The 21,027-nt window shown below is 30.5% G+C and carries 25 protein-coding genes; 19 read left to right on the forward strand and 6 right to left on the reverse strand.

Going from position 1 to position 21,027, the window contains the following annotated elements; genetic code table 11:
• The first annotated feature begins 392 nt into the window (after positions 1-392).
• The 7 genes from KSU54_RS02405 to KSU54_RS02435 all read left to right on the forward strand — a co-directional run bounded on the left by KSU54_RS02405 (position 393) and on the right by KSU54_RS02435 (position 6,907).
• Entirely contained in the window at positions 393-1,238 is an 846-nt protein-coding gene (locus tag KSU54_RS02405) for an aldo/keto reductase (protein ID WP_117792512.1), read from the forward strand.
• 80 nt (positions 1,239-1,318) lie between these two features.
• Complete coding sequence (locus KSU54_RS02410; RefSeq protein WP_117792514.1) at positions 1,319-2,164, forward strand: aldo/keto reductase; 846 nt, start codon at positions 1,319-1,321, stop codon at positions 2,162-2,164.
• A gap of 16 nt (positions 2,165-2,180) precedes the next feature.
• The gene (locus KSU54_RS02415) at positions 2,181-3,050 is read left to right on the forward strand and encodes an aldo/keto reductase (RefSeq protein ID WP_008792201.1); all 870 of its coding nucleotides are present in this window, start codon (positions 2,181-2,183) and stop codon (positions 3,048-3,050) included.
• Between the two features lie 28 nt (positions 3,051-3,078).
• On the forward strand, positions 3,079-3,495 hold the full coding sequence (locus KSU54_RS02420; protein ID WP_008792200.1) for a flavodoxin family protein: 417 nt from the start codon (positions 3,079-3,081) through the stop codon (positions 3,493-3,495).
• 17 nt (positions 3,496-3,512) lie between these two features.
• A complete protein-coding gene (locus tag KSU54_RS02425) occupies positions 3,513-4,487 on the forward strand; it encodes an aldo/keto reductase (protein WP_008792199.1) in 975 nt (324 codons plus the stop codon).
• Between the two features lie 2 nt (positions 4,488-4,489).
• Entirely contained in the window at positions 4,490-5,362 is an 873-nt protein-coding gene (locus KSU54_RS02430) for an alpha/beta hydrolase (protein ID WP_008792198.1), read from the forward strand.
• Between the two features lie 138 nt (positions 5,363-5,500).
• Entirely contained in the window at positions 5,501-6,907 is a 1,407-nt protein-coding gene (locus KSU54_RS02435) for an ROK family protein (RefSeq protein ID WP_003538800.1), read from the forward strand.
• A gap of 87 nt (positions 6,908-6,994) precedes the next feature.
• Here the strand turns inward: KSU54_RS02435 and KSU54_RS02440 are convergent, their stop codons facing one another.
• Positions 6,995-7,393: a MerR family transcriptional regulator gene (locus KSU54_RS02440; protein ID WP_009008695.1), complete on the reverse strand. Its 399-nt coding sequence runs from the start codon at positions 7,391-7,393 to the stop codon at positions 6,995-6,997.
• Between the two features lie 114 nt (positions 7,394-7,507).
• Here KSU54_RS02440 and KSU54_RS02445 point away from each other — a divergent pair, with 114 nt between their 5' ends.
• Complete coding sequence (locus KSU54_RS02445; protein WP_003538789.1) at positions 7,508-8,125, forward strand: flavodoxin family protein; 618 nt, start codon at positions 7,508-7,510, stop codon at positions 8,123-8,125.
• Between the two features lie 48 nt (positions 8,126-8,173).
• On the opposite strand, the gene KSU54_RS02450 is transcribed toward KSU54_RS02445, so the two are convergent.
• On the reverse strand, positions 8,174-8,605 hold the full coding sequence (locus KSU54_RS02450) for a metal-dependent transcriptional regulator (protein ID WP_003538787.1): 432 nt from the start codon (positions 8,603-8,605) through the stop codon (positions 8,174-8,176).
• A gap of 99 nt (positions 8,606-8,704) precedes the next feature.
• On the opposite strand from KSU54_RS02450, the gene KSU54_RS02455 reads away from it, so the two are divergent.
• From KSU54_RS02455 to KSU54_RS02495, 9 genes are all read left to right on the forward strand, one after another.
• The gene (locus tag KSU54_RS02455) at positions 8,705-8,962 is read left to right on the forward strand and encodes a FeoA family protein (RefSeq protein ID WP_003538785.1); all 258 of its coding nucleotides are present in this window, start codon (positions 8,705-8,707) and stop codon (positions 8,960-8,962) included.
• On the forward strand, positions 8,949-11,090 hold the full coding sequence (gene feoB, locus KSU54_RS02460) for a ferrous iron transport protein B (RefSeq protein ID WP_009008696.1): 2,142 nt from the start codon (positions 8,949-8,951) through the stop codon (positions 11,088-11,090). The genes KSU54_RS02455 and feoB overlap by 14 nt, the downstream gene beginning before the upstream one ends.
• Before the next feature lie 141 nt (positions 11,091-11,231).
• Positions 11,232-11,852 carry an SAP domain-containing protein gene (locus KSU54_RS02465; protein ID WP_009299531.1) on the forward strand — a complete coding sequence of 207 codons (621 nt, stop codon included), beginning with the start codon at positions 11,232-11,234 and terminating at the stop codon, positions 11,850-11,852.
• The gene (locus KSU54_RS02470) at positions 11,849-12,262 is read left to right on the forward strand and encodes a peptide deformylase (protein ID WP_009299532.1); all 414 of its coding nucleotides are present in this window, start codon (positions 11,849-11,851) and stop codon (positions 12,260-12,262) included. The genes KSU54_RS02465 and KSU54_RS02470 overlap by 4 nt, the downstream gene beginning before the upstream one ends.
• A 66-nt stretch (positions 12,263-12,328) precedes the next feature.
• Positions 12,329-12,487 carry a hypothetical protein gene (locus KSU54_RS02475; protein ID WP_162147734.1) on the forward strand — a complete coding sequence of 53 codons (159 nt, stop codon included), beginning with the start codon at positions 12,329-12,331 and terminating at the stop codon, positions 12,485-12,487.
• Between the two features lie 105 nt (positions 12,488-12,592).
• Positions 12,593-13,048: a GNAT family N-acetyltransferase gene (locus tag KSU54_RS02480; RefSeq protein ID WP_029481720.1), complete on the forward strand. Its 456-nt coding sequence runs from the start codon at positions 12,593-12,595 to the stop codon at positions 13,046-13,048.
• Positions 13,049-13,428: 380 nt separating this feature from the next.
• Positions 13,429-13,626 carry a PH domain-containing protein gene (locus KSU54_RS02485; RefSeq protein WP_084506078.1) on the forward strand — a complete coding sequence of 66 codons (198 nt, stop codon included), beginning with the start codon at positions 13,429-13,431 and terminating at the stop codon, positions 13,624-13,626.
• A gap of 524 nt (positions 13,627-14,150) precedes the next feature.
• On the forward strand, positions 14,151-14,825 hold the full coding sequence (trhA, locus tag KSU54_RS02490) for a PAQR family membrane homeostasis protein TrhA (RefSeq protein ID WP_003538775.1): 675 nt from the start codon (positions 14,151-14,153) through the stop codon (positions 14,823-14,825).
• 1,126 nt (positions 14,826-15,951) lie between these two features.
• The gene (locus KSU54_RS02495) at positions 15,952-16,803 is read left to right on the forward strand and encodes a DMT family transporter (protein ID WP_003538772.1); all 852 of its coding nucleotides are present in this window, start codon (positions 15,952-15,954) and stop codon (positions 16,801-16,803) included.
• 127 nt (positions 16,804-16,930) lie between these two features.
• On the opposite strand, the gene KSU54_RS02500 is transcribed toward KSU54_RS02495, so the two are convergent.
• A complete protein-coding gene (locus KSU54_RS02500; protein ID WP_054322470.1) occupies positions 16,931-17,533 on the reverse strand; it encodes a Gfo/Idh/MocA family protein in 603 nt (200 codons plus the stop codon).
• Positions 17,533-17,883: a Gfo/Idh/MocA family protein gene (locus KSU54_RS02505; protein WP_117792516.1), complete on the reverse strand. Its 351-nt coding sequence runs from the start codon at positions 17,881-17,883 to the stop codon at positions 17,533-17,535. The genes KSU54_RS02500 and KSU54_RS02505 overlap by 1 nt, the downstream gene beginning before the upstream one ends.
• A 102-nt stretch (positions 17,884-17,985) precedes the next feature.
• On the opposite strand from KSU54_RS02505, the gene KSU54_RS02510 reads away from it, so the two are divergent.
• Together KSU54_RS02510 and KSU54_RS02515 are read left to right on the forward strand one after the other, a co-directional pair.
• Positions 17,986-18,576 carry an HdeD family acid-resistance protein gene (locus tag KSU54_RS02510; protein ID WP_003538769.1) on the forward strand — a complete coding sequence of 197 codons (591 nt, stop codon included), beginning with the start codon at positions 17,986-17,988 and terminating at the stop codon, positions 18,574-18,576.
• A gap of 150 nt (positions 18,577-18,726) precedes the next feature.
• Entirely contained in the window at positions 18,727-19,593 is an 867-nt protein-coding gene (locus KSU54_RS02515) for a YwqG family protein (protein ID WP_117792518.1), read from the forward strand.
• Here the strand turns inward: KSU54_RS02515 and KSU54_RS02520 are convergent.
• Entirely contained in the window at positions 19,590-20,003 is a 414-nt protein-coding gene (locus KSU54_RS02520) for a hypothetical protein (protein WP_003538767.1), read from the reverse strand. The two genes, KSU54_RS02515 and KSU54_RS02520, sit on opposite strands and share 4 nt — an antisense overlap.
• An 11-nt stretch (positions 20,004-20,014) precedes the next feature.
• A complete protein-coding gene (locus tag KSU54_RS02525) occupies positions 20,015-20,857 on the reverse strand; it encodes an AraC family transcriptional regulator (protein WP_008792191.1) in 843 nt (280 codons plus the stop codon).
• Positions 20,858-21,027 lie beyond the last annotated feature (170 nt).

Consider the following 21,027-nt stretch of genomic DNA (forward strand, 5'->3'; position numbering starts at 1 on the left):
AAATATAAGAAAACTGGAGCAGGATATATTTCCCCTCCAGTTTTAGTATAGAGCCGTTTGAAAGAGACCTCTTTTTTTATTTAGTGATATTTTAAATTAATAACATTAAGTTTTTATTGACTTATAGTTAACTCTAAGATTTATACTATGTTTAAAGATAAATAAGGTGAGATGGAAATTTTAATTATTTAAAAAACCATATTTAACTTTTTATTCTTATCGATACAAGTGCATAATTTATAGTGCACTGTTAATCAGATAAAGATTTTTAGTATATAAACTAAATATATTTAAATGTAAAAGATTATGATTGAATCTTGAATTTAAAAATCAAATTATTAAAACAAGATTATTGAGACTAAAAATATATGGCTAGAATAGGGGGAAAAATAATGGAATATATAACTTTAAATAATGGTGTAAAAATGCCCATGGCAGGATTTGGAGTTTTCCAAATCAAGGATAAAGAAGAATGTGTAAGGGTTGTCCTGGAGGCAATTGAAACTGGGTATCGTTTAATTGATACAGCACAGTCTTATGGTAATGAAGAAGCTGTAGGAGAAGCAATCTTAAAAACTAATGTACCTCGAGAAGAGTTGTTTGTTACAACAAAAGTCTGGATTACAAACTATGGCTATGAAAAAGCTAAGGCATCGGTGGAGGAATCTTTAGAAAAGATGAAACTCGATTATATTGACCTAGTATTATTGCATCAGCCTTTTAAAGATTATCATGGTGCTTATCGGGCTTTAATTGATTTATACAAAGAAGGAAAAATTAAAGCGGTTGGTGTATCTAATTTTTATCCGGACCGTTTAGTAGATTTATGTTTAGATACAGATGTTGTTCCTGCAGTGAATCAGGTGGAAGTAAATCTATTTCATCAACAGAATCAAGCATTAGAATATAATCAAAAATATGGTGTTCAATTAGAAGCATGGGCACCGTTTGCAGAGGGAAAGAAGGGAATCTTCACTAATGAAACATTAATGGAAATTGGTGAAAAATATAACAAATCAGTAGGTCAAGTAATTTTAAGATGGTTAGTCCAAAGAGGAATTGTGCCATTAGCTAAAACGGTGAGAAAAGAAAGAATGTTAGAAAATATTGATATTTTTGATTTTCAATTAAGTGAAGAAGATATGAAAACTATTACAAATATGAATAAAGATACGAGTTCATTTTTCTCTCACTATGATCCAGCAACTGTTGAGATGATCTGTGGTTTAAAAAGATAAATTATTAAAGCAAGATGAAAGCTAGATAGCTTTATAGTGAACTAGTTAGAATCTACAATATACTAGGAGGTAAAATATTAATGAGAATAATTGAATTGAGTAATGGTGTGAAGATGCCGATCATTGGTTTTGGAACAATTGGACAGTTTGGTAAACAAGTAGAAGATAATGTTTCTTTTGCTTTACAAAATGGGTATCGTTTGATCGATACAGCTAATCGCTATACTAATGAAAAAAGTGTAGGTAGAGGTATTAGTAAAAGTGGATTGGATAGAAAAGAAATTTTTATTGAGACAAAATTAGCTCCGACGTTTTATGAAAAAAGTAATGCTGTTGAGCAAACATTAGAACGGTTGGGAGTTGAATATATTGATCTGATGCTGTTGCATCACCCTTTAAATAATTATATTGCGGGTTATCAAATGATGGAAAAAGCTTATAAGGAGGGGAAAATCAAAGCACTAGGGTTATCTAATTTTAAGGTTGAACAAATTCAAGAAATTTTGGATATTTGTGAAATTAAACCAGTAGTAATGCAAATTGAATGTCATCCTTATTATCCGGCTGAAAAGGTAAAAGATTTTTGTTTTGAAAAGGGGATTATTCTACAATCATGGTATCCTTTAGGGCATGGTAGTAATGAATTGTTAAATGAACCGTTATTTAAAGCATTAGCAATTAAATATCATAAGACAACGTCTCAAATTATTTTGAAATGGCACACGCAAATGGGGTTTAGTGCAGTACCGGGAAGTAGAAGTGCTAATCACATTTTAGAAAATATCGAGTTATTTGATTTTGTACTAACAAATGAAGAAATGCATGAAATAGCAAAACTAAATAAACATTGTCCATTTTATCAAATAACTGAAAAATCACAGCATATACTGGCAACAACAATTCCAGATGTTGACGGTGAGGAATAATAAGGGGGATAAGATTATGGAATATATTATTTTAAATAATCAAATAGAAATGCCAATTTTAGGTTTAGGGGTATTTCAAGTACCGGATAAAAAAGAATGTCAAGAAACTGTATTTCAAGCAATTAAAGCGGGGTATCGATTAATTGATACAGCAGCTTCTTATATGAATGAAGATGCTGTAGGAAATGCTGTTAAGCAAGCTATTGAAGCGGGAATCTGTACGAGAGAAGAGCTGTTTATTACATCAAAATTATGGGTGCAAGATATGCGAACATATGAAACAGCAAAACAGGGAATTGAAAATTCATTGAAAAAAAGTGGATTGGAATATTTTGATTTATATTTACTTCATCAAGCAATGGGAGATTACTTTGCTGCATGGCGGGCTATGGAAGATGCATATCATAAAGGAAAGTTAAGAGCTATAGGTGTTTCTAATTTCTATCCAAATATATTAACGAATTTTTGTGAAATTGTAGAAATTAAGCCAATGGTTAACCAGATAGAACTGCATCCATATTTTACTCAGGAGCAAGCAATAGAGACAATGAAATATTATGATGTTGTTCCTGAAGCATGGGCACCATTAGGAGGCGGTAGATATAATCCTTTTGAAGATGAGATGTTAAAAGGAATTGCTGAAAAATATCATAAGACAGTGGGTCAAGTATTACTTCGGTGGAATATTCAAAGAGATGTTGTTGTAATCCCTAAATCAACTCATATAGAGAGAATTATTGAAAATATTAATGTATTTGATTTTGAGTTGAATAATGATGAGATGAAAAAAATTTCATCCTTAGATATGGGATATAGTGGTTCACGGGCTAAACACTTTGAACCTGATTTTGTAAGGATGGTTGTTCATAGGAAAATCCATGAATAAAAAATAGATTATTAAAGGAGTGAAAAAAATGAGTATATTATTTATTAACGGAAGTCCTAATAAAAATGGTAATACGGTTGCTTTAAGTGAGCAATTTCTAAAGGGTAAAAATTATCAGACATTGCATTTAGTAGATTATAAGATTTATAGTTATGGTCAGCATTTTACAGATGATCAATTTGATGAAGTTGTTTTAGCGATGAGTAAAGCTGATACAATTGTAATTGGCTCACCGCTTTATTGGCATAGTATGTCTGGAGCTGTTCGTAATCTATTAGACCGGTTTTATCAACATGTTGATGAAAGTTTATTAAAGGGTAAAAACATGTATTTTATCTTCCAAGGTTATGCTCCAACGAAACAACAATTGGAAGCAGGGGAATATACAATGCAGCGTTTTGCAAATTTATATGGAATGAATTATCGTGGGATGATTACTGAATAAGAAAGGATAATGCTATGATGATAAAAAGACAGTTAGGGAAAACGAATATGTATGTCAGTCCGATAGGATTAGGCTGTATGGGATTTTCTCATGCTTATGGCTTAGCTGAAGATAAAGAGAGAGCAATTCAAACTATTAAGCAGGCTTATAAAATGGGTTATAATTTTTTTGATACGGCTGAATGTTATACTGGTGAGAATACTGATGGAACTATTTCTTATAATGAAGAGCTTGTAGGTGAAGCATTAAAGGAGGTAAGAGAACAGGTTGTTATTGCAACTAAATTTGGAGTTGAACATAAAGGGGACCATTTAGAATTAGATTCCTCACCAGAAAAAATATATGCATCGATAGAAGGATCATTAAAGAAATTACAGACTGATTATATTGATTTATATTATCAACATAGGATAGATCCTAAAGTTGAACCTGAAGTAGTGGCTGGAGTTATGAAGGAATTGATTGCAGCGGGTAAAATTAAAGCATGGGGAATTTCGGAGACAACAGAAGAATATTTAAGAAGAGCACATGCTGTTTGCCCAGTTACAGCTATTCAAAATAGATATTCAATGATGGCTAGATGGTATGAAGATTTATTCGTTGTTTGTAAAGAGTTAGGAATAACTTATGTAGCTTTTTCTCCAATGGCTAATGGATTACTTTCAGGGAAATTTACACCAGATTCTACCTTTGAAAAAGGGGATTTTAGAAATAATATGCCTCAATATCAAAAAGAAGGGTATGAAAAAGCAAAAAAATTATTGAATTTGTTAAAAGTATTATCAGAAAAGAAAAATTGTACTATGGCTCAACTTTCAATAGCATGGATGCTAAGAAAAAAGGATTTTATTGTGCCTATCCCGGGAAGCAGAAAATTAGAACGTTTAGAAGAAAATTTTAGAGCAGGGGAAATTGAAGTTACAATTGATGAAATCAAAGAAATTGATGCTTTATTAGATACAATTGATTTTGATGTCTTCGGCGGACATTAAAAATGAATATAAGTGAAAATACTACTATTCAAGAAGTATTAGAACTTCCAGCCTTTAAAACATGGGGAAGGTTACTATTTCCAATCAATAGACCGATAGCTCTAAATATGACGATTAAAGAATTAAGTTCGTCTAAAATTTATTTATGGTATAATTATATAGATGTGAATAAGACAATTGAGATTATAAATACACTCAATCACGATGCTCAAAATCATTCAATATTTTATAACATTTATTCTAAAGAAGAATTATTAAATGATGCTTCAAAAAGAGATGTAGGATTGTTCTTTTTTAAAGGAAGTAAAGATGCGCCTTTTGCAATATGCAATGCTGGTGGTGGTTTTGTATATGTAGGAGCAATGCATGATAGTTTTCCACATGCTTTAGAGTTAAGTAAGCGTGGGTACAATGCTTTTGCTTTGATTTATCGTGTTGAGCATCCGTATGAAGATTTAGCTAAGGCTATTTCGTTTATATATAATAATGCGAATATGCTGAAAATAGATAAAAGACACTATTCACTTTGGGGTGGGTCAGCTGGTGCTAGAATGGCAGCAGTATTGGGAAATAAAAAGTTTTTATCTTCATATAGTGAAATTGCTGTCCCTTCAGCCGAAGCTGTCATTATGCAGTATACAGGGTATGATTATGTTTCAAATGAAGATGCTCCAACTTATGCATGTATTGGAACAAACGATTATATTGCAGATCATATTCTTATGAAAAAACGGTTAGAGCACCTAAATAAATTAAATATTCCAACTGAGTTTCATTGTTATAAGGGTCTATCACATGGATTTGGCTTAGGCACAGGAACAATAGCTGAAGGTTGGATAGATGATGCCATTTACTTTTGGCAAAGACAATCGTAAATATGTTGAATAAAAAAGACTTTACAATTAAGTTAATTAATATTGTATCGTCTTTTTATTTGGTCATAAAGATAATGTTATTTGATGTTCATTATTATGGATGTTAAAATAAAATTATAAAGAGAAAAGAGGGATAAAATGACTGAAAAAAAGGCGGTTTTTGATTTTAAAGGTTGGATTCGAGAGCATCATAATACTCCATATGAGATTCGTTTAGAAAACGATGATCTTATTAAATTAGTAACTGAATACGGTGAGGCATCGATTCAATTTACAGTAATTGAGGAATATACAATCGTTGAATTTAGTATTGTTTCAAATAAGGATCATTCTGTTAAATTCTATCTTCATTTTGAACTCAATGATGAAAATCATGCAAAGCAATTATATGATGAGATGGTTGAAACATTGATTGGGTTAAAAGAAGAAAAAACTTTGCGTGTTTTATTATCATGTTCGGCAGGACTTACAACTTCCATGTTTGCTGATAATTTAAATTCTGTAGCAGGAATGTTAGGGTTAGATTACCATTTTGATGCAGTATCTTATATGAGTATTTATGAAGAAGCAGAAAAGTATGATGTAATTTTAATTGCACCACAAATTGGGTATATGCTCAAACGTTTAAAAGAGAGTATCACAGAAAAGCCGGTATTACAAATACCAACATCGGTATTTGCTTCGTATGATGCTTTAGCTGCTTTAAAGTTTATTCAAAGTGAGCTTGAGATTTTCCGCCAAGAAAAAAGTAATGAGCAAGCGCATGAATGTACCCATTGTGCAGAATATGAAAATCGTATCTTATCAATTGTTATTTTGATTAGTAGAGAGCAGACACGTATTTATTATCGGTTAAATGATAAATGTGAAATAATTGATAGTAACCTTGTCATTAAACCTACAATGAATATATACGATCTCTACGATATTATTGATACCATTTTATTAAAACATTCTTACATTGATATGATTGGAATTGCGACACCGGGTATTGTTAAAGATGAAAAGCAGTTGAAAGAACCAACAGATGGAAGAACTATTGATATAAAAGCTGATTTTGAAGATAAATATGGAATTGATGTTTTTGTTTATAATAATGCAAATGCAGCAGTTGTAGGTTTTTCTTTAGAACATCCAGAGTATGATAATATTATTTTCCATTCACAGCCATTTGGATTTGGGGTAGGGGGACAAGGAATAATTTCTAATGGTAAAGTAATTAGAGGGAAAAATGGTATAGCAGGTGAGATAAGATATTTTATCCGACGGATGCAATTATCTGATGATGTTCATAAACTGGCTTGGACACAGCATGGAGCCGTAGAGCTCGTAACAAAATCGTTACTTCCAACTATTTCGCTCATTGGACCCGAAGCTGTAGTGATAAGTTCACCAATGACACCGGATATGGATGAAGTAAAAAATGTGCTATCCTCTTTTATTGATAAAGAATTTTTACCTGAATTTTATTATATTAAAGAAGCCAGCTCTTATATGTTAAGCGGAATTACAAAATTATGTGTTGATTTTATTGAAGAAGAGTAGGATATTTCTAATATAGAAATAAGTCTTTATCTTTTAGTGACAAAAGATAAAGACTTATTTTCTTAAAGTGGTAATTATCAAAGCTATTTACTCATTTATTTCAATAAGATTACTTGTGTACCTGCATTTTCCTTCAAGTACGTCATCGTAAAAGCGTTGTTTATTATCGATATATTCAATACACTCATTTATTTCTGCAATTCTTTTTAACAAATGTTCTTTTGTTTGGCTAAGCATATCTTTACGTTGGGGAATTGAAGTTGGCCCTTGTAAACAATAATTCATATATATTTTTATTTCACTTACGCCTAATCCACATTTTCTTAAACATTGAATTCCTTTTAACCAGGCAATATTTTTCTCATCAAAATTACGATAATTATTTTTATCTCGTTTTACATTAGGAACAAGACCTTCTTTACAATAAAACTTTAATGTTTCATAATTCATACCAATTTCTTTACATACTTCTTTCATCGTACACATAATAAATACCCCTATTTTTGATTTATTTTAAAAAATTATTGACCGGTAGTAACTACCGAGTATTACAATATAATTGTAAGATAAATAAAAAGAGAAATCAAGGAGGATAGAAAAATGAAAGTTATTTTAATTAATGGAAGTCCAAATGCTAAAGGATGTACGTATACAGCCTTAGAGGAAGTATCAAAAACCTTAAAGAGTGAAGGGATTGAAACTGAGATTATTCATGTTGGTCATAAAGATATTCGTGGATGTATCGGTTGTCGTCAATGTAAGACGAAAGGGAAATGTGTATTTAATGATATTGTTAATGATATTGCACCAAAATTTAAAGAATGTGATGGCATTGTTATTGGTTCACCAGTTTATTTTGCGTCGGCAAATGGAACCTTAGTATCATTTATTGATCGGTTATTTTATAGTATGACTGCTGATAAAACAATGAAAGTTGGGGCGGCTGTAGTTAGTTGTCGTCGAGGGGGTAATAGTGCTACATTTGATGAATTAAATAAATATTTTACTATTTCTCAAATGCCGATAGCCTCTAGCCAATATTGGAATATGGTACATGGTAATTCACCAGAAGAAGTACAGCAGGACCTTGAAGGACTACAAACGATGAGAACTCTTGGTAAGAATATGGCTTTTTTAATTAAAAGTATTCAATTAGGTAAAAAGGAATTTGGATTACCGGAAAAAGAGGAGCATAAATTCACTAATTTTATTCGATAAAAAGTAAGACGACAGTATGGTAATGGATTTGTTCCCATATTGTTGTTTTTATTGTAGATTGTGAAGTTCTTTAGTAAGCAAGGCCAAATTATCAATTGTTTTTTTATTAAGAAAGTGTTCAATTTTCTCAACTTGTTCTAGTTCGTTATGACTGTTATTGAGTAGACAGAGAAAGTTATTTAATACCTGATGACGATATATAAAATATTCACCCCATTGTTTACCTAATTCAGTTAACGTGATAATTCCATATTTTTGATATTCTAAAAAGCCTTCTTGACTTAATTTAGTTACCATTTTAGAGGCGGATGAGGGTCTAACATTAAGATTATTGGCCAATTCGTTGATTCTAACGAAGGGTTGTTTTTCTTTTAAGCGAATGATCATTTCTAAATAATCTTCCATTGAAGAAGTTAAGTTACTGTCATTATTCAATTGATAGCCCTTGAAAGTAAAATAGGCATTTTCATCGTTATTCATTTTTTTCTCCTTTTTAGTAACGCTTTACTAGTAATTTAATATTATAGTATTAGGAAACAAAGTTTCCTTAATCTAATATACGATGAGGAGAAATTTATTATGATAGAAAATAGATGTTTAAATGATTTACAAATGGGTGAAGTAGGAGTGATTACTTCATTAATGGCACAAGGGAGTATTAAAAGAAGACTTTTAGATATTGGCTTAGTTGATGATACGGAAGTACAATGTATTTTGAATAGTCCAAGTCAAGATCCTAAAGCTTTTTTGATCAGGGGTGCAGTAATTGCTTTACGGAATGAAGATTGTCAAAATGTTTTAATTAGAAAAGATGATGTGAATTATGGGCTTAACTAACAAATCTACAGGAATTAATGCAAGTGAGACAAAGTTAGTAATAAAAAAACAAAGTAGAAATGATAAAGTTGTTGCCATTGCAGGTAATCCTAATGTTGGAAAAAGCACTGTTTTCAATGGGCTAACAGGCCTTCATCAACATACTGGTAACTGGCCTGGTAAAACAGTTACTAATGCTCAAGGCTATTGTCGAGGAAAAGAAAATTCATATGTTTTAGTAGATATTCCTGGGACATATTCATTATTAGCACATTCAGCGGAAGAAGAAGTAGCACGTAATTTTATTTGCTTTGAGCATCCAGATATAATTGTTGTTGTATGTGATGCAACTTGTTTAGAACGTAACTTAAATTTAGTAATTCAGACAATTGAAATTCATACAAATGTAATAGTTTGTGTTAATTTGTTAGATGAAGCTAAGAAAAAAGGAATTGATATTGATCTTGAGCAATTATCATCTTGCTTGGGAGTTCCTGTAATTGGGATTACTGCCAGAAAAAAGACAGATTTGCATAAAGTTATTGATTCTTTAGATCAAGCAATCGATAGACCAGTTAATTACAAATCCTTAAAAATAGCTTATAGTGATATTTTATTACAAGCAATAAGAATTGTTGAGGAAGTATTGCAAAAGAAAGTAACTACTTCTTTAAGTTATCAGTGGCTTAGCTTAAGATTGATTGAAAACGATCCTTCCTTAATGATTGAAATGTCAAATCAATTAGGACTGGATTACGATGATCAAGAGCTTAAAGAAGCTATCGACCAAGCAAATGAATTATTAGCACAACATGATATAAATAAGGATAATTTACAAGACAAGATTGTTGTTTCATTTATTCACAGTGCTCATTTGATTTGTCAAAAAGTGGTTCACTATCAAAAGCAAGATTATAATCAAAGGGATCGTCAGATAGACAAGATTTTAACAAATCGCTGGACGGGGTATCCAATCATGATTTTATTACTTGCTTTAATATTTTGGATAACTATAACAGGGGCAAACTATCCATCGCAGTGGTTATCGGATTTCTTATTTGGATTAGAAGTACCTTTTAATCAGTTCTTTCATTTTATTGGGACGCCGTTATGGCTTAGTGATATGCTTGTATCTGGGGTATATAGGGTGTTAGCTTGGGTTGTAAGTGTTATGCTGCCACCAATGGCAATCTTTTTTCCATTGTTTACTTTGATGGAAGATTTAGGCTATTTACCAAGAATTGCTTTTAATCTTGATCATGCATTTAAAAAATGCAGCGCTTGTGGTAAACAAGCTTTAACGATGTGTATGGGATTTGGATGTAATGCTGCTGGAATAGTAGGATGTCGGATTATTGATTCACCACGAGAGAGATTAATTGCAATGATTACTAATAATTTTGTGCCATGTAATGGTCGTTTTCCAACCTTGATAGCAATCTTAACAATGTTCTTTATTGGAACCGAAGCAACTATGCAAAATTCTCTATTATCAGCAATATTTTTAACAATGTTAATTGTTTTAGGAATAACTATGACTTTGATTATTTCAAAGTTATTATCTAAAACTATATTAAAGGGAGTCCCATCTTCATTTACTTTAGAATTACCACCATATCGTAAACCTCAAGTTGGCAAAGTGATTGTTAGATCAATTTTTGACCGAACATTATTTGTTTTATCTCGAGCTGTGGTAGTAGCTGCTCCTGCTGGTCTTATTATTTGGTTAATGGCAAACATTAGTGTTGATGGTATGACAATTTTAAATATTACTTCTAATTTTCTGGATCCCTTTGCTAAATGCATTGGTCTAGATGGCGTTATTTTGTTAGCATTTATTTTAGGGTTTCCCGCTAACGAAATAGTAATTCCTATCATGATTATGGCATACCTCGCTAGTGGTAGTTTGATTGAAATGGATAATTTAGTAATGTTAAAAAGTTTATTAGTAGAAAATGGCTGGACGTGGATCACTGCAATTAATGTAATGTTATTTTCATTAATGCACTGGCCTTGTTCGACAACACTTTTAACAATAAAAAAAGAAGCTAATAGTTGGAAATGGGCGATTGTATCTTTCTTAGTTCCAGCTGTAACCGGAATCATAATCTGTTCTATCTTCACTATGTGTGCTAATCTGTTTATCTAAATGATTTTTAATAATAATGAAATTGAACCTCTTAGTTGGATTTCCAACTAAGGGGTGAACTATATAAAGATGATATATGGTTTTATTGAGATAAGTAGCTATAGATGATATGATATTAAAAGACAGGGGTGGAGAATATAAATGACACGTCCAAATTTTAATGATATTCAAAGTTTTGATGAATTTAAACAGTATTATTGGTATCGTGATGAACTAAAACAAATTTGTAAAGAACACGGAATTACTCATACAGGTACTAAAACGGAACTGAATGATAATATTAAAGCCTATTTTAATGGTGAAATAATTAAATCAGTAAAACGAATGAAAATAAGGAAGCAAGATGTGCCTTTAACCTTAGAAACAAAATTATTAGAATGTGGCTTTGTTCTTAATGGACGTTTTCGTGAATTCTTTGGCGAAATTACAAAAACACCTAATTTTAAGTTCACCGCAGATATGGCAACTGCATTGAGAAGGGTTCGAAGTGAGGGGAATGTTAATTTCACGCTCAAGGATCTTTTAGATGTGTATTATGGAAAAAGTGATTATGCTAAATATGATAATTCAGCTTGTCAGTGGAATCAGTTTTTAAAAGATTTTTGTCGTGATGAAAATAATAAAATTTATTATAATAAATTGAAAGCTGCTTCGATATTGTGGAAGGTTATTAGAGATCAGCCAGGAAAGAAAGTATATTCAGCTTCATTATTAAAGAAACATCAAGCTTTGCTAAGACAATATAAAGGGGAAAATAAATGATAAGAGAAATAGTTAGTGATCAATTTAGACTAAGTCAAAAATCACTTCCAGCTGCTAAAGAGGATTTACCGGTTGTTCAAGATTTATTAGATACGATTATAGCTCATGCTACAGGTTGTGTAGGAATGGCAGCTAATATGATTGGTATCAATAAAAATATTATCATTGTAAACGATGATGGTAATTATTTAGTAATGTTAAATCCAGAAATTATAAAAACTATGGGACGTTTATATGAAACAGAAGAAGGATGTCTATCACATATTGGAGTGAAAAAGACAAAGCGATACGAAAAGATAAAAGTAGCATATTATGATGTTGATTTCAAAAAGAAAATAAAAACTTTTAGTAATTATACAGCTCAGATCATTCAACATGAAATAGATCATTGTAATGGAATTTTAATTTAATTAAAGAAGTAAAAGGAATGATATAATTGCAGTTTACTATATAAATATTTAATGGTAATTTTAAATATGATTATGCGCCAAAATGATGATGGAAGGATTATTGTAATTCATTCAGTTGTAATGAAAGATATTTCAGCATATTCTGTTATTGGAGAGAATTCGGCTCATTTTAGACAAGAATGTTTTGGTAATGAAATGATCGAATTGTTGGGATGGTTAAAATGATAAGATTATGAATAAGAAAAACTATGTGATCTCTCCCTTTATTACGTAAGGAAGATTTAGGTGAAGTAAAAAAGAGAGTTTATAAAATTATTAATGGTGAAATCGATGGAAATTAGAAAATATCAGTCTTCGGATTTAAAAGTAATTTGTGAATTGTTTTATGAAACGATCAATACAATAAATAGATATGATTACAATAATGATCAAATCAAAGTATGGTCAAATCGGAGTAATTTTCTGCTGACTCAAGATGACTTTTTTAACTCTATGTATACTCTTGTAGCTGTTGAAAATGAAAAGGTTTTGGGTTATGGTAATATTGATAAGAGAGGTTATTTAGATCATTTATACGTACATAAAGATTATCAAGGAAAACAGATTGCAACAAAGCTATGTGATAAGTTAGAACAGTATTGTAAAGATGTAAAAAGTTTAACAGTTCATGCTTCCATAAGTGCTAAGCCTTTTTTTGAAAAAAGAGGATATAAAGTTATTAAAGAACAGTCAGTCAAAGTAGATAATGTTTATTTAACTAATTATTTGATGGAAAAGACTAGATAATTTGATTTAGCAGTTTAAGATGCCGTTAGGCATCTTTTAATTCGTGATAGATTATTGATTATGAGATAATATAATTAGATTGAGGATATGGATAGTGATTGTCTTTGTTTTAGAATTAACTAAGGATGGTAAAGTAATCAAGCAAGGTAATTTTACTTACAAAATTAGAATATCTTTGTTTTGTTATGATTAGCAATATATACTTATATCGATAAAGGAGTAATTTGAAAAATGAGAATTTGAGTCAAATGGTCTTTTTAAGATATATTTTTATGATGAAGAATCGTTAAGTGATAGAAATGATGAATCAGCTAATTAGGGTGTTATAATAAATTAAATTGTTTAAAGACTATTTTAATCAGGATTAAAAGGAAAGGGGGATTACTGAAGATTTTGCAATTTATTATCAACAAATTATAAGAATAGAGAAAAGTCGTGATGCAATTGCATCATCAGCTAATTCTTTGGATCGGCTCAATATTGTTACAGAGCAAAAAGATTTTTATATTTCTTTACAAAATAATGATCTATTTATTAGTCAAATTAGAAAATTTAAAAGAGAGTTACAGTATAAATAATTTTAATAAAGAAATTAAAATAGTAGAAAATCTTCAAAACAGTTATATATTTGAGGACAAGACTGGGATATGGAATAAAAATAGGGGAACTTTTATATTAGTGCTTATCATAGAAATTTAAATGATTTTATTGAAAACTATTTGTTGAAGGATGAAAATAAATCAAACTGTTTAAACAAATACAAAAAGCTGGTTATCGCTATTGTGGAATTCAGCATGGTAATTTTAATTATTATTTATTTTGCGGGGACGGAACACATATCTTTTAGCTGTATACATTGTCATAATAAAGTTAGAAAATATGATTATTTAGTTTAATTTGTTAAATATCTAAATATTTTATAGCAGTAAGCTAAAAATGGATAATTAAAGATTTTTAGCAAAACAATATTTTTGCAATCGACAGGCAAATACTGTGACTAAGTTTGGTTTTATCAAAGAAATTTATAAGAAGTTATTATATGATGTTCTTGAAATTAACATGAAATAGGGCTATATTCATACATATAGATTGGGGGTATTCAATGAAACGAACAAAATTAGATGATCGAGTATTACCCGAATATACTCGAGGTGAAGAAATTTTTAATATGGTTACTCATATTGTAGGTGGAGTTTTTGGAATTGCCGTATTAGTACTTTGTATTGTTTTTGGAGTATTGCGCCATAACAATTATGGTATAGCTTCAGGAATTATTTATGGAATATCAATGATCTTGCTATATACAATGAGTAGTATTTATCATGGGCTTTCCCCAAATACTAAGAGTAAAAAAGTGTTTCAAATTATGGATCACTGTTCAATTTTTGTATTGATTGCTGGTACTTATACACCTATTGTGTTGTGTTCGATAAGACCAGTAGATTCATTTTGGGCTTGGATGATCTTTGCTGTTGTTTGGGGCTGTACGGTTCTAGGAATCATTTTAAATGCAATTGATATTGAAAGTAATGAAAAGTTTTCAATGATTTGTTATTTAGCGATGGGCTGGTGTATTATCTTTAAATTCAATCTATTGCCGGAAGCTATTGGATATAATGGAATTTGGTTACTTGTGGCTGGTGGTGTAGCTTATACGATTGGTACCGTTTTTTATGGTTTGCAAAATAAGTATCGCTATATGCATAGTATTTGGCATTTATGGATCTTATTAGGAAGTGTGTTACATTTCTTATGTATAATTTTATATGTTATTTAAAAGGTATCATTTTAAAAATGATGCTTTTTTTACGATAATATAGAGAAAATGGGGCTAAAGAGTATCATAATAGTGTGGTATTAATAATTCAATGAGGAGATGATAGGTATAAATCTATTTTATCCATCAATTATTAAGTTTGCTCGTTTTAAAATGCAACCAAAAAGTAATGATATTTTTACTATTCTCGAAAATGTCCACTAAGTAGTTGATATTCCTTATCAAGATGACAGGAATCATAATCATTTACTAGATATTTATTATCCTTAATCCACGACTAAGCCATTGTCTATGATCATTGATGTTCACGGTGATGCCTGGATTTATGGTGATAAAGGAGTAAATAAAAATTTGTAGTTATGCTAGCTGCTAAAAATTTTACTGTTGTGAATATAAATTATACTCTAATACCACAAGCCTCGTTGAAGCAGTAAGTTCAGGAAATTATTATGACTTTAAAGTTTGTTGCTAAAACAAAGAATAAATATTTTTGGAATATTGATCAAATTATTTTTACTGAGTGATTCAGCTGGTGGGCATTTAGCAGGATTGGTTTATGTAATCATAAAACAGCCTGAGCTCTGTAAAGTATATAATGTTCAGCCACCAGAAATTATGATTAGAGAGTTTTGTTACATGGTGGAGATGATTTAATAAGTTTTGACTAACAGTAAAAATTTTGTTTATCAGTAGGTTAGTGTTATGGTTCAGGGAGTTAACAATGAAGATTCAGACATATATCGAAAAGCTTGCCTTATTGATGTAATTGATAGTTACCGCCACTTTCAACACGTATTATTAGTAGTGAGATAACTTACATTTTTAGTCAATAAAGGCTAAAAATGTATTGAAGGCTTATAACTGGTATGTTTGAACCGTGTGTTGCTCTAAGGAAAACATTTAGGACATGTTTTTGAAGTTCTGTATCCTGAATATCTTGAAACTCAGTCAACGATTGAACGAATTAAATATTTTATTAATAACTAATTATAATGAAGGTTTTTAAGTAGTTATTGGCCTTGCATTTTAGTTTAGAAAATGGACAGCGATGATATAGGTGGTTTATCTTTTTTTCTTGTTAAAAATGAGCTAAACTATTATTAACTATAAATAGGAGGGGAAAGTGATGAAAAAAGAAGTTGGATTATTACATTTGGCTGTTATGTTATTTGGCTTAGCCGGAGTAATTGGAAAATTTGTCACACTACCAGCTATTTTGATTACCTTTGGACGAGTATCTTTTTCTTCAATTTTTCTATTAATAATAATTTTAATAAAAAAAGAGAAAGTTAGATTGAGTAATAAAAAAGATTATATTCTAATCATCGCTGCTGGTATTGTTATGGCACTTCACTGGTTCACTTTTTTACAAGCAATTCAATTATCAACTGTTGCAATTGGAACAATTACTTTTTCAACTTTTCCACTTTTTGTGACTTTTTTAGAACCGCTAGTATATCATGAAGAGCTTAGAATAAAAAATATAATGATTGCGCTAACAATGTTTGCTGGGGTAATAATTACAATTCCAGAGTTCTCACTTAACAATCAAATAACACTGGGAATCTTTATTGGATTAATCGGATCTTTAAGTTATGCGGTGTTATGCTTGATGAATCGCTATTTTGCAGGTAAATATACAGGGAGAACGATTTGCTTATATGAACAAGGAATTGCTGCGATTATATTATTACCGTCATTGCTGATAGTTAAAGCTTCAATAACAAAACTTGATTTATTTGCGCTTATTTTTCTAGGAGTTATATGTACGGCTGTTGCTCATAGTATTTATGTCAGTAGTTTAAAGAAAGTAAAGGTGCAAACTGCAGGAATAATATCGGGAATGGAGAGTGTGTATAGCATTATTTTTGCGATATTTTTGTTACATGAGATTCCTGGAGTAAAGGAACTGCTTGGAGGAGTGATTATTTTGGGGGTGGCTTTTTATGCCACTGTTACTAATAATAAAAAGTTTTAGTTCTAATTTGAAATGAACTTCCATTATTTGGATACCCAATGATGTGTACCCTCTTTACTGGACAAATCAGTAAGGAGGGTACACATTACAAGTAATGGAGGTTCATTTTATTATGGCAAAGATTCTTTTATTTCCATTTTTGATATAACTGTTCAACAAGTTTAATTGTTTCAATAGTTTTTTCTTTATTCATGATAGGACTTTCTAATCGACCATTATTAATACATTGATGAATATGTTCAATTTCATAAACAAATTCACTTTGATAAGGAAAATCATAATGACTATGACTGCCATCATCGAGATAAAGATCTAACTGATTAGATTTCCAATAATTAGGAACAACGATATAACCTAGTTCTCCATAAAAAACAGCTTCATTTTTTAATGCCACATTCATAGCGATTGTTGAAGAAGCAAGAATACTATTATTTATCTTCAATTGGAAATTACATATTTCATCTGCTCCAGTAGAGCACTTGATACATGTACCATCAATTGTTAAATTTGGATGATCAAAAAGATATTGGAGATATTCAATTGTATAAGTAGCACTTCCATAAAGAGCACCACCACCTAACGATAGATCATACATCCAGTGATCGTAAGTAAAGCGACCTGGAAACCCAGCCTTAAATTCTAAGTATTTAATTTTTCCGATTATCCCACTATTGATTAATTCTTTAACTTTACTTGTTGTGGGAAGATAGAGAGCCTTTTGTGCTTCTATTAAAAAACAATTATTTTTTTAGCTAATGTGAATAATTCTTTAGCTTCTAAGACAGTTAAAGCAAAAGGTTTTTCTACAATAACATGTTTATGGTGTTTTAGAGCTTTTTTGCAGTTTTCATAGTGTTGACTGTTAACTGTAGGAATATAAACAATATCAATATTATTTGCACAAAGCAATTCATCATAACTGCCATAATAATTTTCAATGTTTAATCGTTTTGCTGCTTTTTTGGCAGTTTCTAAATTTCTTGATGCAATTGCTTGAACATAGCTATCTTGGCTTTCTCTAATCCCTGCAATAAAACGATCAATGATTGAAGCAGTGCTTAATATACCGTATCTGAACATAATAAACCAATTATAGTATAGGATTTTTTAGACAAAAGGACAAATTTGTTTATATTATTTTATTTTTTGAAGACTATAATATAAGTATAGAAGGTGATAGAGATGTTAAGATTTAATGATGATTTTGATTTTCGAAGTGAATTTGTTGGAAAGTGGAATAAAAAGATTCACTCATTAAGAGTAGCAGGAATTATTGTTGCTATTTTAATGATTATTTGTGCTATTCTATGCATGATTTATCCAGTAAAATCAGTTACTATAATTGGTACGATTGCAACCGGGTTAATTCTTATTTTAGGAATTTATCAGATCATTGATTATATAGCGGCACCACCATTATTTCGTGGTCCAGGTGGCCTTGTAAGCGCTATTTGTAATTTATTAATTGGTCTTTTGTTGATATGTTCACCAATTGAAATGACAATTAATACATTTGCTTTTATTTTTGGATTTATTTTAATGGTTTATGGGCTTAATAAGTTGAGTTTTGCTCATCAATTAAGCTTTTTTGGAATTGAAAGTTATGGTTGGGTTATATTTACGGGTATAATCAATGTTTTAGCAGCTTTAGCATTTATTATTGCGCCATTGATGTCAACCGTCGTATTAAATTATATTGTAGCTGCTTATTTACTTGTTGGTGGTATTGCTTTATTGGTCGAAGTAATTGCCATGCATGATTTAAAATTATAATTTTTAGATATTTAAAAAGCATTTCGGTAATCGGATTATAAATTATCGAGATGTTTTTTGTTTGCTTGTTTTTAAGAAGGTGCTAAAATTAAATAAAGAAATGATAATGGAAGCTGCTGTTTTATGTTTTAGTGAAAGGAGTGATGGTGAGTGTTTGATTTTTTTAAAAAGAAAAAAGATCCAGTCGAAGAGTCAGGAAAACTAGAAATGAATAAAGAAATGTTTTTAAGTACGATGAAGGTGATTACAGACTATACTCAAAGAGATGTTATTAAAATTGAATTAAGTAATGATGAGTGTAGTATTTTTGATAGTAAATTTGGGGGATTACCATACTTAGGAGTAGATGACGAAGTACCATTAAGTACAGATAATAAACAATTACGATTGCTGGGGCAAATTAATTTTGCTGATTTACCGATGAATAGTTATCAATTAGAAGCAAGGTTATTGCAATTTTGGGCTATGGATAATGATCTTTATGGTTTAGATTTTGAGAATATGATATCGCAAGCAGAAAGTCGGGTTATTTATTATTCAAGTATTGATAAAACTGTATCTGAAAGTCAGATACTTAATAAATATCATCCTGAAGGTGAGGGTTATTTTCCAATAGTTGATAACTTTAAGCTGCATTTTATTGGTGGCGAAGAAGGAATAAGTATTGGTGATTATCATTTTGATGGTTTATTTACACAAGAATGGAATAACTTATACCCAAATAATTTAATTTCATCATATTATGATTTACCGGATGAAATTTTGTATGAGGATGAATTTAATGAATTTAGCGGTTTTGGGCATAAAATGTTTGGATATCCTGCATTTACTCAAGAAGACCCCCGCAGTAGTGAAAAGTACGATGATTATATTTTATTACTACAAATTGATAGTGTAGGTATTGGTGATAAAGAGATTATGTGGGGGGATAGTGGTATTTGTAATTTCTTTATAACAAAAAAAGACTTAGAGAATAAGAATTTCTCAAAAGTCTTGTATAATTGGGATTGTTATTAAAATCGATGTTCTATTGCTTCTAAGACAGCTGTTAAATCACGAATATAAGCAGCTTGCTGTTTTTTTAAATATCTTTTGACAAAGGGTTTCATGAAGAATTTTTTAGGTGTGATATTTTCTGTAAAATCAATTGAAGTAATACCATTGTGAGATGAAAATAATCCTATCCAGTGACCTTTCATATTACTGTTTTCCATACTGAATTCATAACGCTGGTAGGGTCTAAAACAGGTAATCGTAAAAGTTGTTGGATAACCATTTTTAGTGTATTCGATAAATTGCTCTTGTGATTTGATAATTTCCAGTTTTGAAAGATCACTGCGCCAAGTATAATTATCTAGGGAAGTAACAATATTCCAAATAGTTTTTATATCGTTAGGAAAAGAGGCCTTAATATTTGTAATTACCATAACATAACTCCTTATTTTTTTATAATTGGTAACCAGTATTCGTAAATGGCATCATTTGGATCGGCTTTTAGATAAACTTCTATATCTGGGATATTAGCATATTCATATCCGGAAGTAGGCAACCACTCTGTAATAACACGACGCTGAAGCTCTTGAAGAGTTCTATTTGTTCCGTGACCAGAAAAGATGGCCCAGGTAGCGCTGCCGATATGATATTCTTCAAAATTTTGATTATGATTAGTTGAACTAACAGCAATGAAATAACGCCAGTCTTCGTGTTGATGAATATTGACTCCTAATAATCCTAGCGGAGTCTGATTATTAAGTCGATAAAGTTGGTTAAGGGTTCCATCATTTAATGCTTTGTCCCATTGCTTAGGGATTTGGACAAAGTTTTCTAGTAATTCTTTACTTAAAAGAGAGCTGATTCCTAGGATTTTAAAGCTATCCTTTTTTTCAATTCTAAAACTTAATTCATCAAGACCTTGAATTGAAAAGGTAAATTTTAGAGCTGGGAATGACTTGATTTGAACATTTTTCTTTCTAACAAGTGAGGGTGCAATTCCATGAACTGCTTGGAAAGCACGGTTGAATGCGGTTGGTGATTCATATCCATATTTTAAAGCTATATCAATGATTTTGTCTTCTCCTGTTTGTAAATCAACTGCAGCTAAAGAAATACGTCGTTTGCGAATATATTCTGATAATGAGATATTAGTCATGTAAAGGAAAGTTTTTTGAAAGTGATAACTAGGGCAGCCAGCTATTTTAGCGAGCTGCTCATAATCAATTTTTTCTGTTAAATGATTTTCGATATATTCAATTGTTGTATTTAGCCGTTCAATCCATTCCATTTATGTTACCCTCTTTATTATAACTTCTTATTAATGATCAATCCTCGCTTTTTATATAAATAAAAAGCGAGATTACACTTTTTATTTTATCTTGACTTAGAGCTAACCACAAGATTTATTCAGGATTTAAATGATTTAGAGTATCTTAATAAGATAGTAAACTATCATTT

This window comes from Erysipelatoclostridium sp. MSK.23.31 (assembly GCF_019125875.1).
GTDB classification, from domain to species: domain Bacteria; phylum Bacillota_I; class Bacilli_A; order Erysipelotrichales; family Coprobacillaceae; genus Thomasclavelia; species Thomasclavelia ramosa.

Excerpts from the sequence above, each read along its gene's own strand:
- KSU54_RS02405 (WP_117792512.1), top strand. The coding sequence starts at position 393 with ATGGAATATATAACTTTAAATAATGGTGTAAAAATGCCCATGGCAGGA.
- KSU54_RS02410 (WP_117792514.1), top strand. The coding sequence starts at position 1,319 with ATGAGAATAATTGAATTGAGTAATGGTGTGAAGATGCCGATCATTGGT.
- KSU54_RS02415 (WP_008792201.1), top strand. The coding sequence starts at position 2,181 with ATGGAATATATTATTTTAAATAATCAAATAGAAATGCCAATTTTAGGT.
- KSU54_RS02420 (WP_008792200.1), top strand. The coding sequence starts at position 3,079 with ATGAGTATATTATTTATTAACGGAAGTCCTAATAAAAATGGTAATACG.
- KSU54_RS02425 (WP_008792199.1), top strand. The coding sequence starts at position 3,513 with ATGATAAAAAGACAGTTAGGGAAAACGAATATGTATGTCAGTCCGATA.
- KSU54_RS02430 (WP_008792198.1), top strand. The coding sequence starts at position 4,490 with ATGAATATAAGTGAAAATACTACTATTCAAGAAGTATTAGAACTTCCA.
- KSU54_RS02435 (WP_003538800.1), top strand. The coding sequence starts at position 5,501 with ATGACTGAAAAAAAGGCGGTTTTTGATTTTAAAGGTTGGATTCGAGAG.
- KSU54_RS02440 (WP_009008695.1), bottom strand. The coding sequence starts at position 7,393 with ATGTGTACGATGAAAGAAGTATGTAAAGAAATTGGTATGAATTATGAA.
- KSU54_RS02445 (WP_003538789.1), top strand. The coding sequence starts at position 7,508 with ATGAAAGTTATTTTAATTAATGGAAGTCCAAATGCTAAAGGATGTACG.
- KSU54_RS02450 (WP_003538787.1), bottom strand. The coding sequence starts at position 8,605 with ATGAATAACGATGAAAATGCCTATTTTACTTTCAAGGGCTATCAATTG.
- KSU54_RS02455 (WP_003538785.1), top strand. The coding sequence starts at position 8,705 with ATGATAGAAAATAGATGTTTAAATGATTTACAAATGGGTGAAGTAGGA.
- feoB (WP_009008696.1), top strand. The coding sequence starts at position 8,949 with ATGGGCTTAACTAACAAATCTACAGGAATTAATGCAAGTGAGACAAAG.
- KSU54_RS02465 (WP_009299531.1), top strand. The coding sequence starts at position 11,232 with ATGACACGTCCAAATTTTAATGATATTCAAAGTTTTGATGAATTTAAA.
- KSU54_RS02470 (WP_009299532.1), top strand. The coding sequence starts at position 11,849 with ATGATAAGAGAAATAGTTAGTGATCAATTTAGACTAAGTCAAAAATCA.
- KSU54_RS02475 (WP_162147734.1), top strand. The coding sequence starts at position 12,329 with ATGATTATGCGCCAAAATGATGATGGAAGGATTATTGTAATTCATTCA.
- KSU54_RS02480 (WP_029481720.1), top strand. The coding sequence starts at position 12,593 with ATGGAAATTAGAAAATATCAGTCTTCGGATTTAAAAGTAATTTGTGAA.
- trhA (WP_003538775.1), top strand. The coding sequence starts at position 14,151 with ATGAAACGAACAAAATTAGATGATCGAGTATTACCCGAATATACTCGA.
- KSU54_RS02495 (WP_003538772.1), top strand. The coding sequence starts at position 15,952 with ATGAAAAAAGAAGTTGGATTATTACATTTGGCTGTTATGTTATTTGGC.
- KSU54_RS02505 (WP_117792516.1), bottom strand. The coding sequence starts at position 17,883 with ATGTTCAGATACGGTATATTAAGCACTGCTTCAATCATTGATCGTTTT.
- KSU54_RS02510 (WP_003538769.1), top strand. The coding sequence starts at position 17,986 with ATGTTAAGATTTAATGATGATTTTGATTTTCGAAGTGAATTTGTTGGA.
- KSU54_RS02520 (WP_003538767.1), bottom strand. The coding sequence starts at position 20,003 with ATGGTAATTACAAATATTAAGGCCTCTTTTCCTAACGATATAAAAACT.
- KSU54_RS02525 (WP_008792191.1), bottom strand. The coding sequence starts at position 20,857 with ATGGAATGGATTGAACGGCTAAATACAACAATTGAATATATCGAAAAT.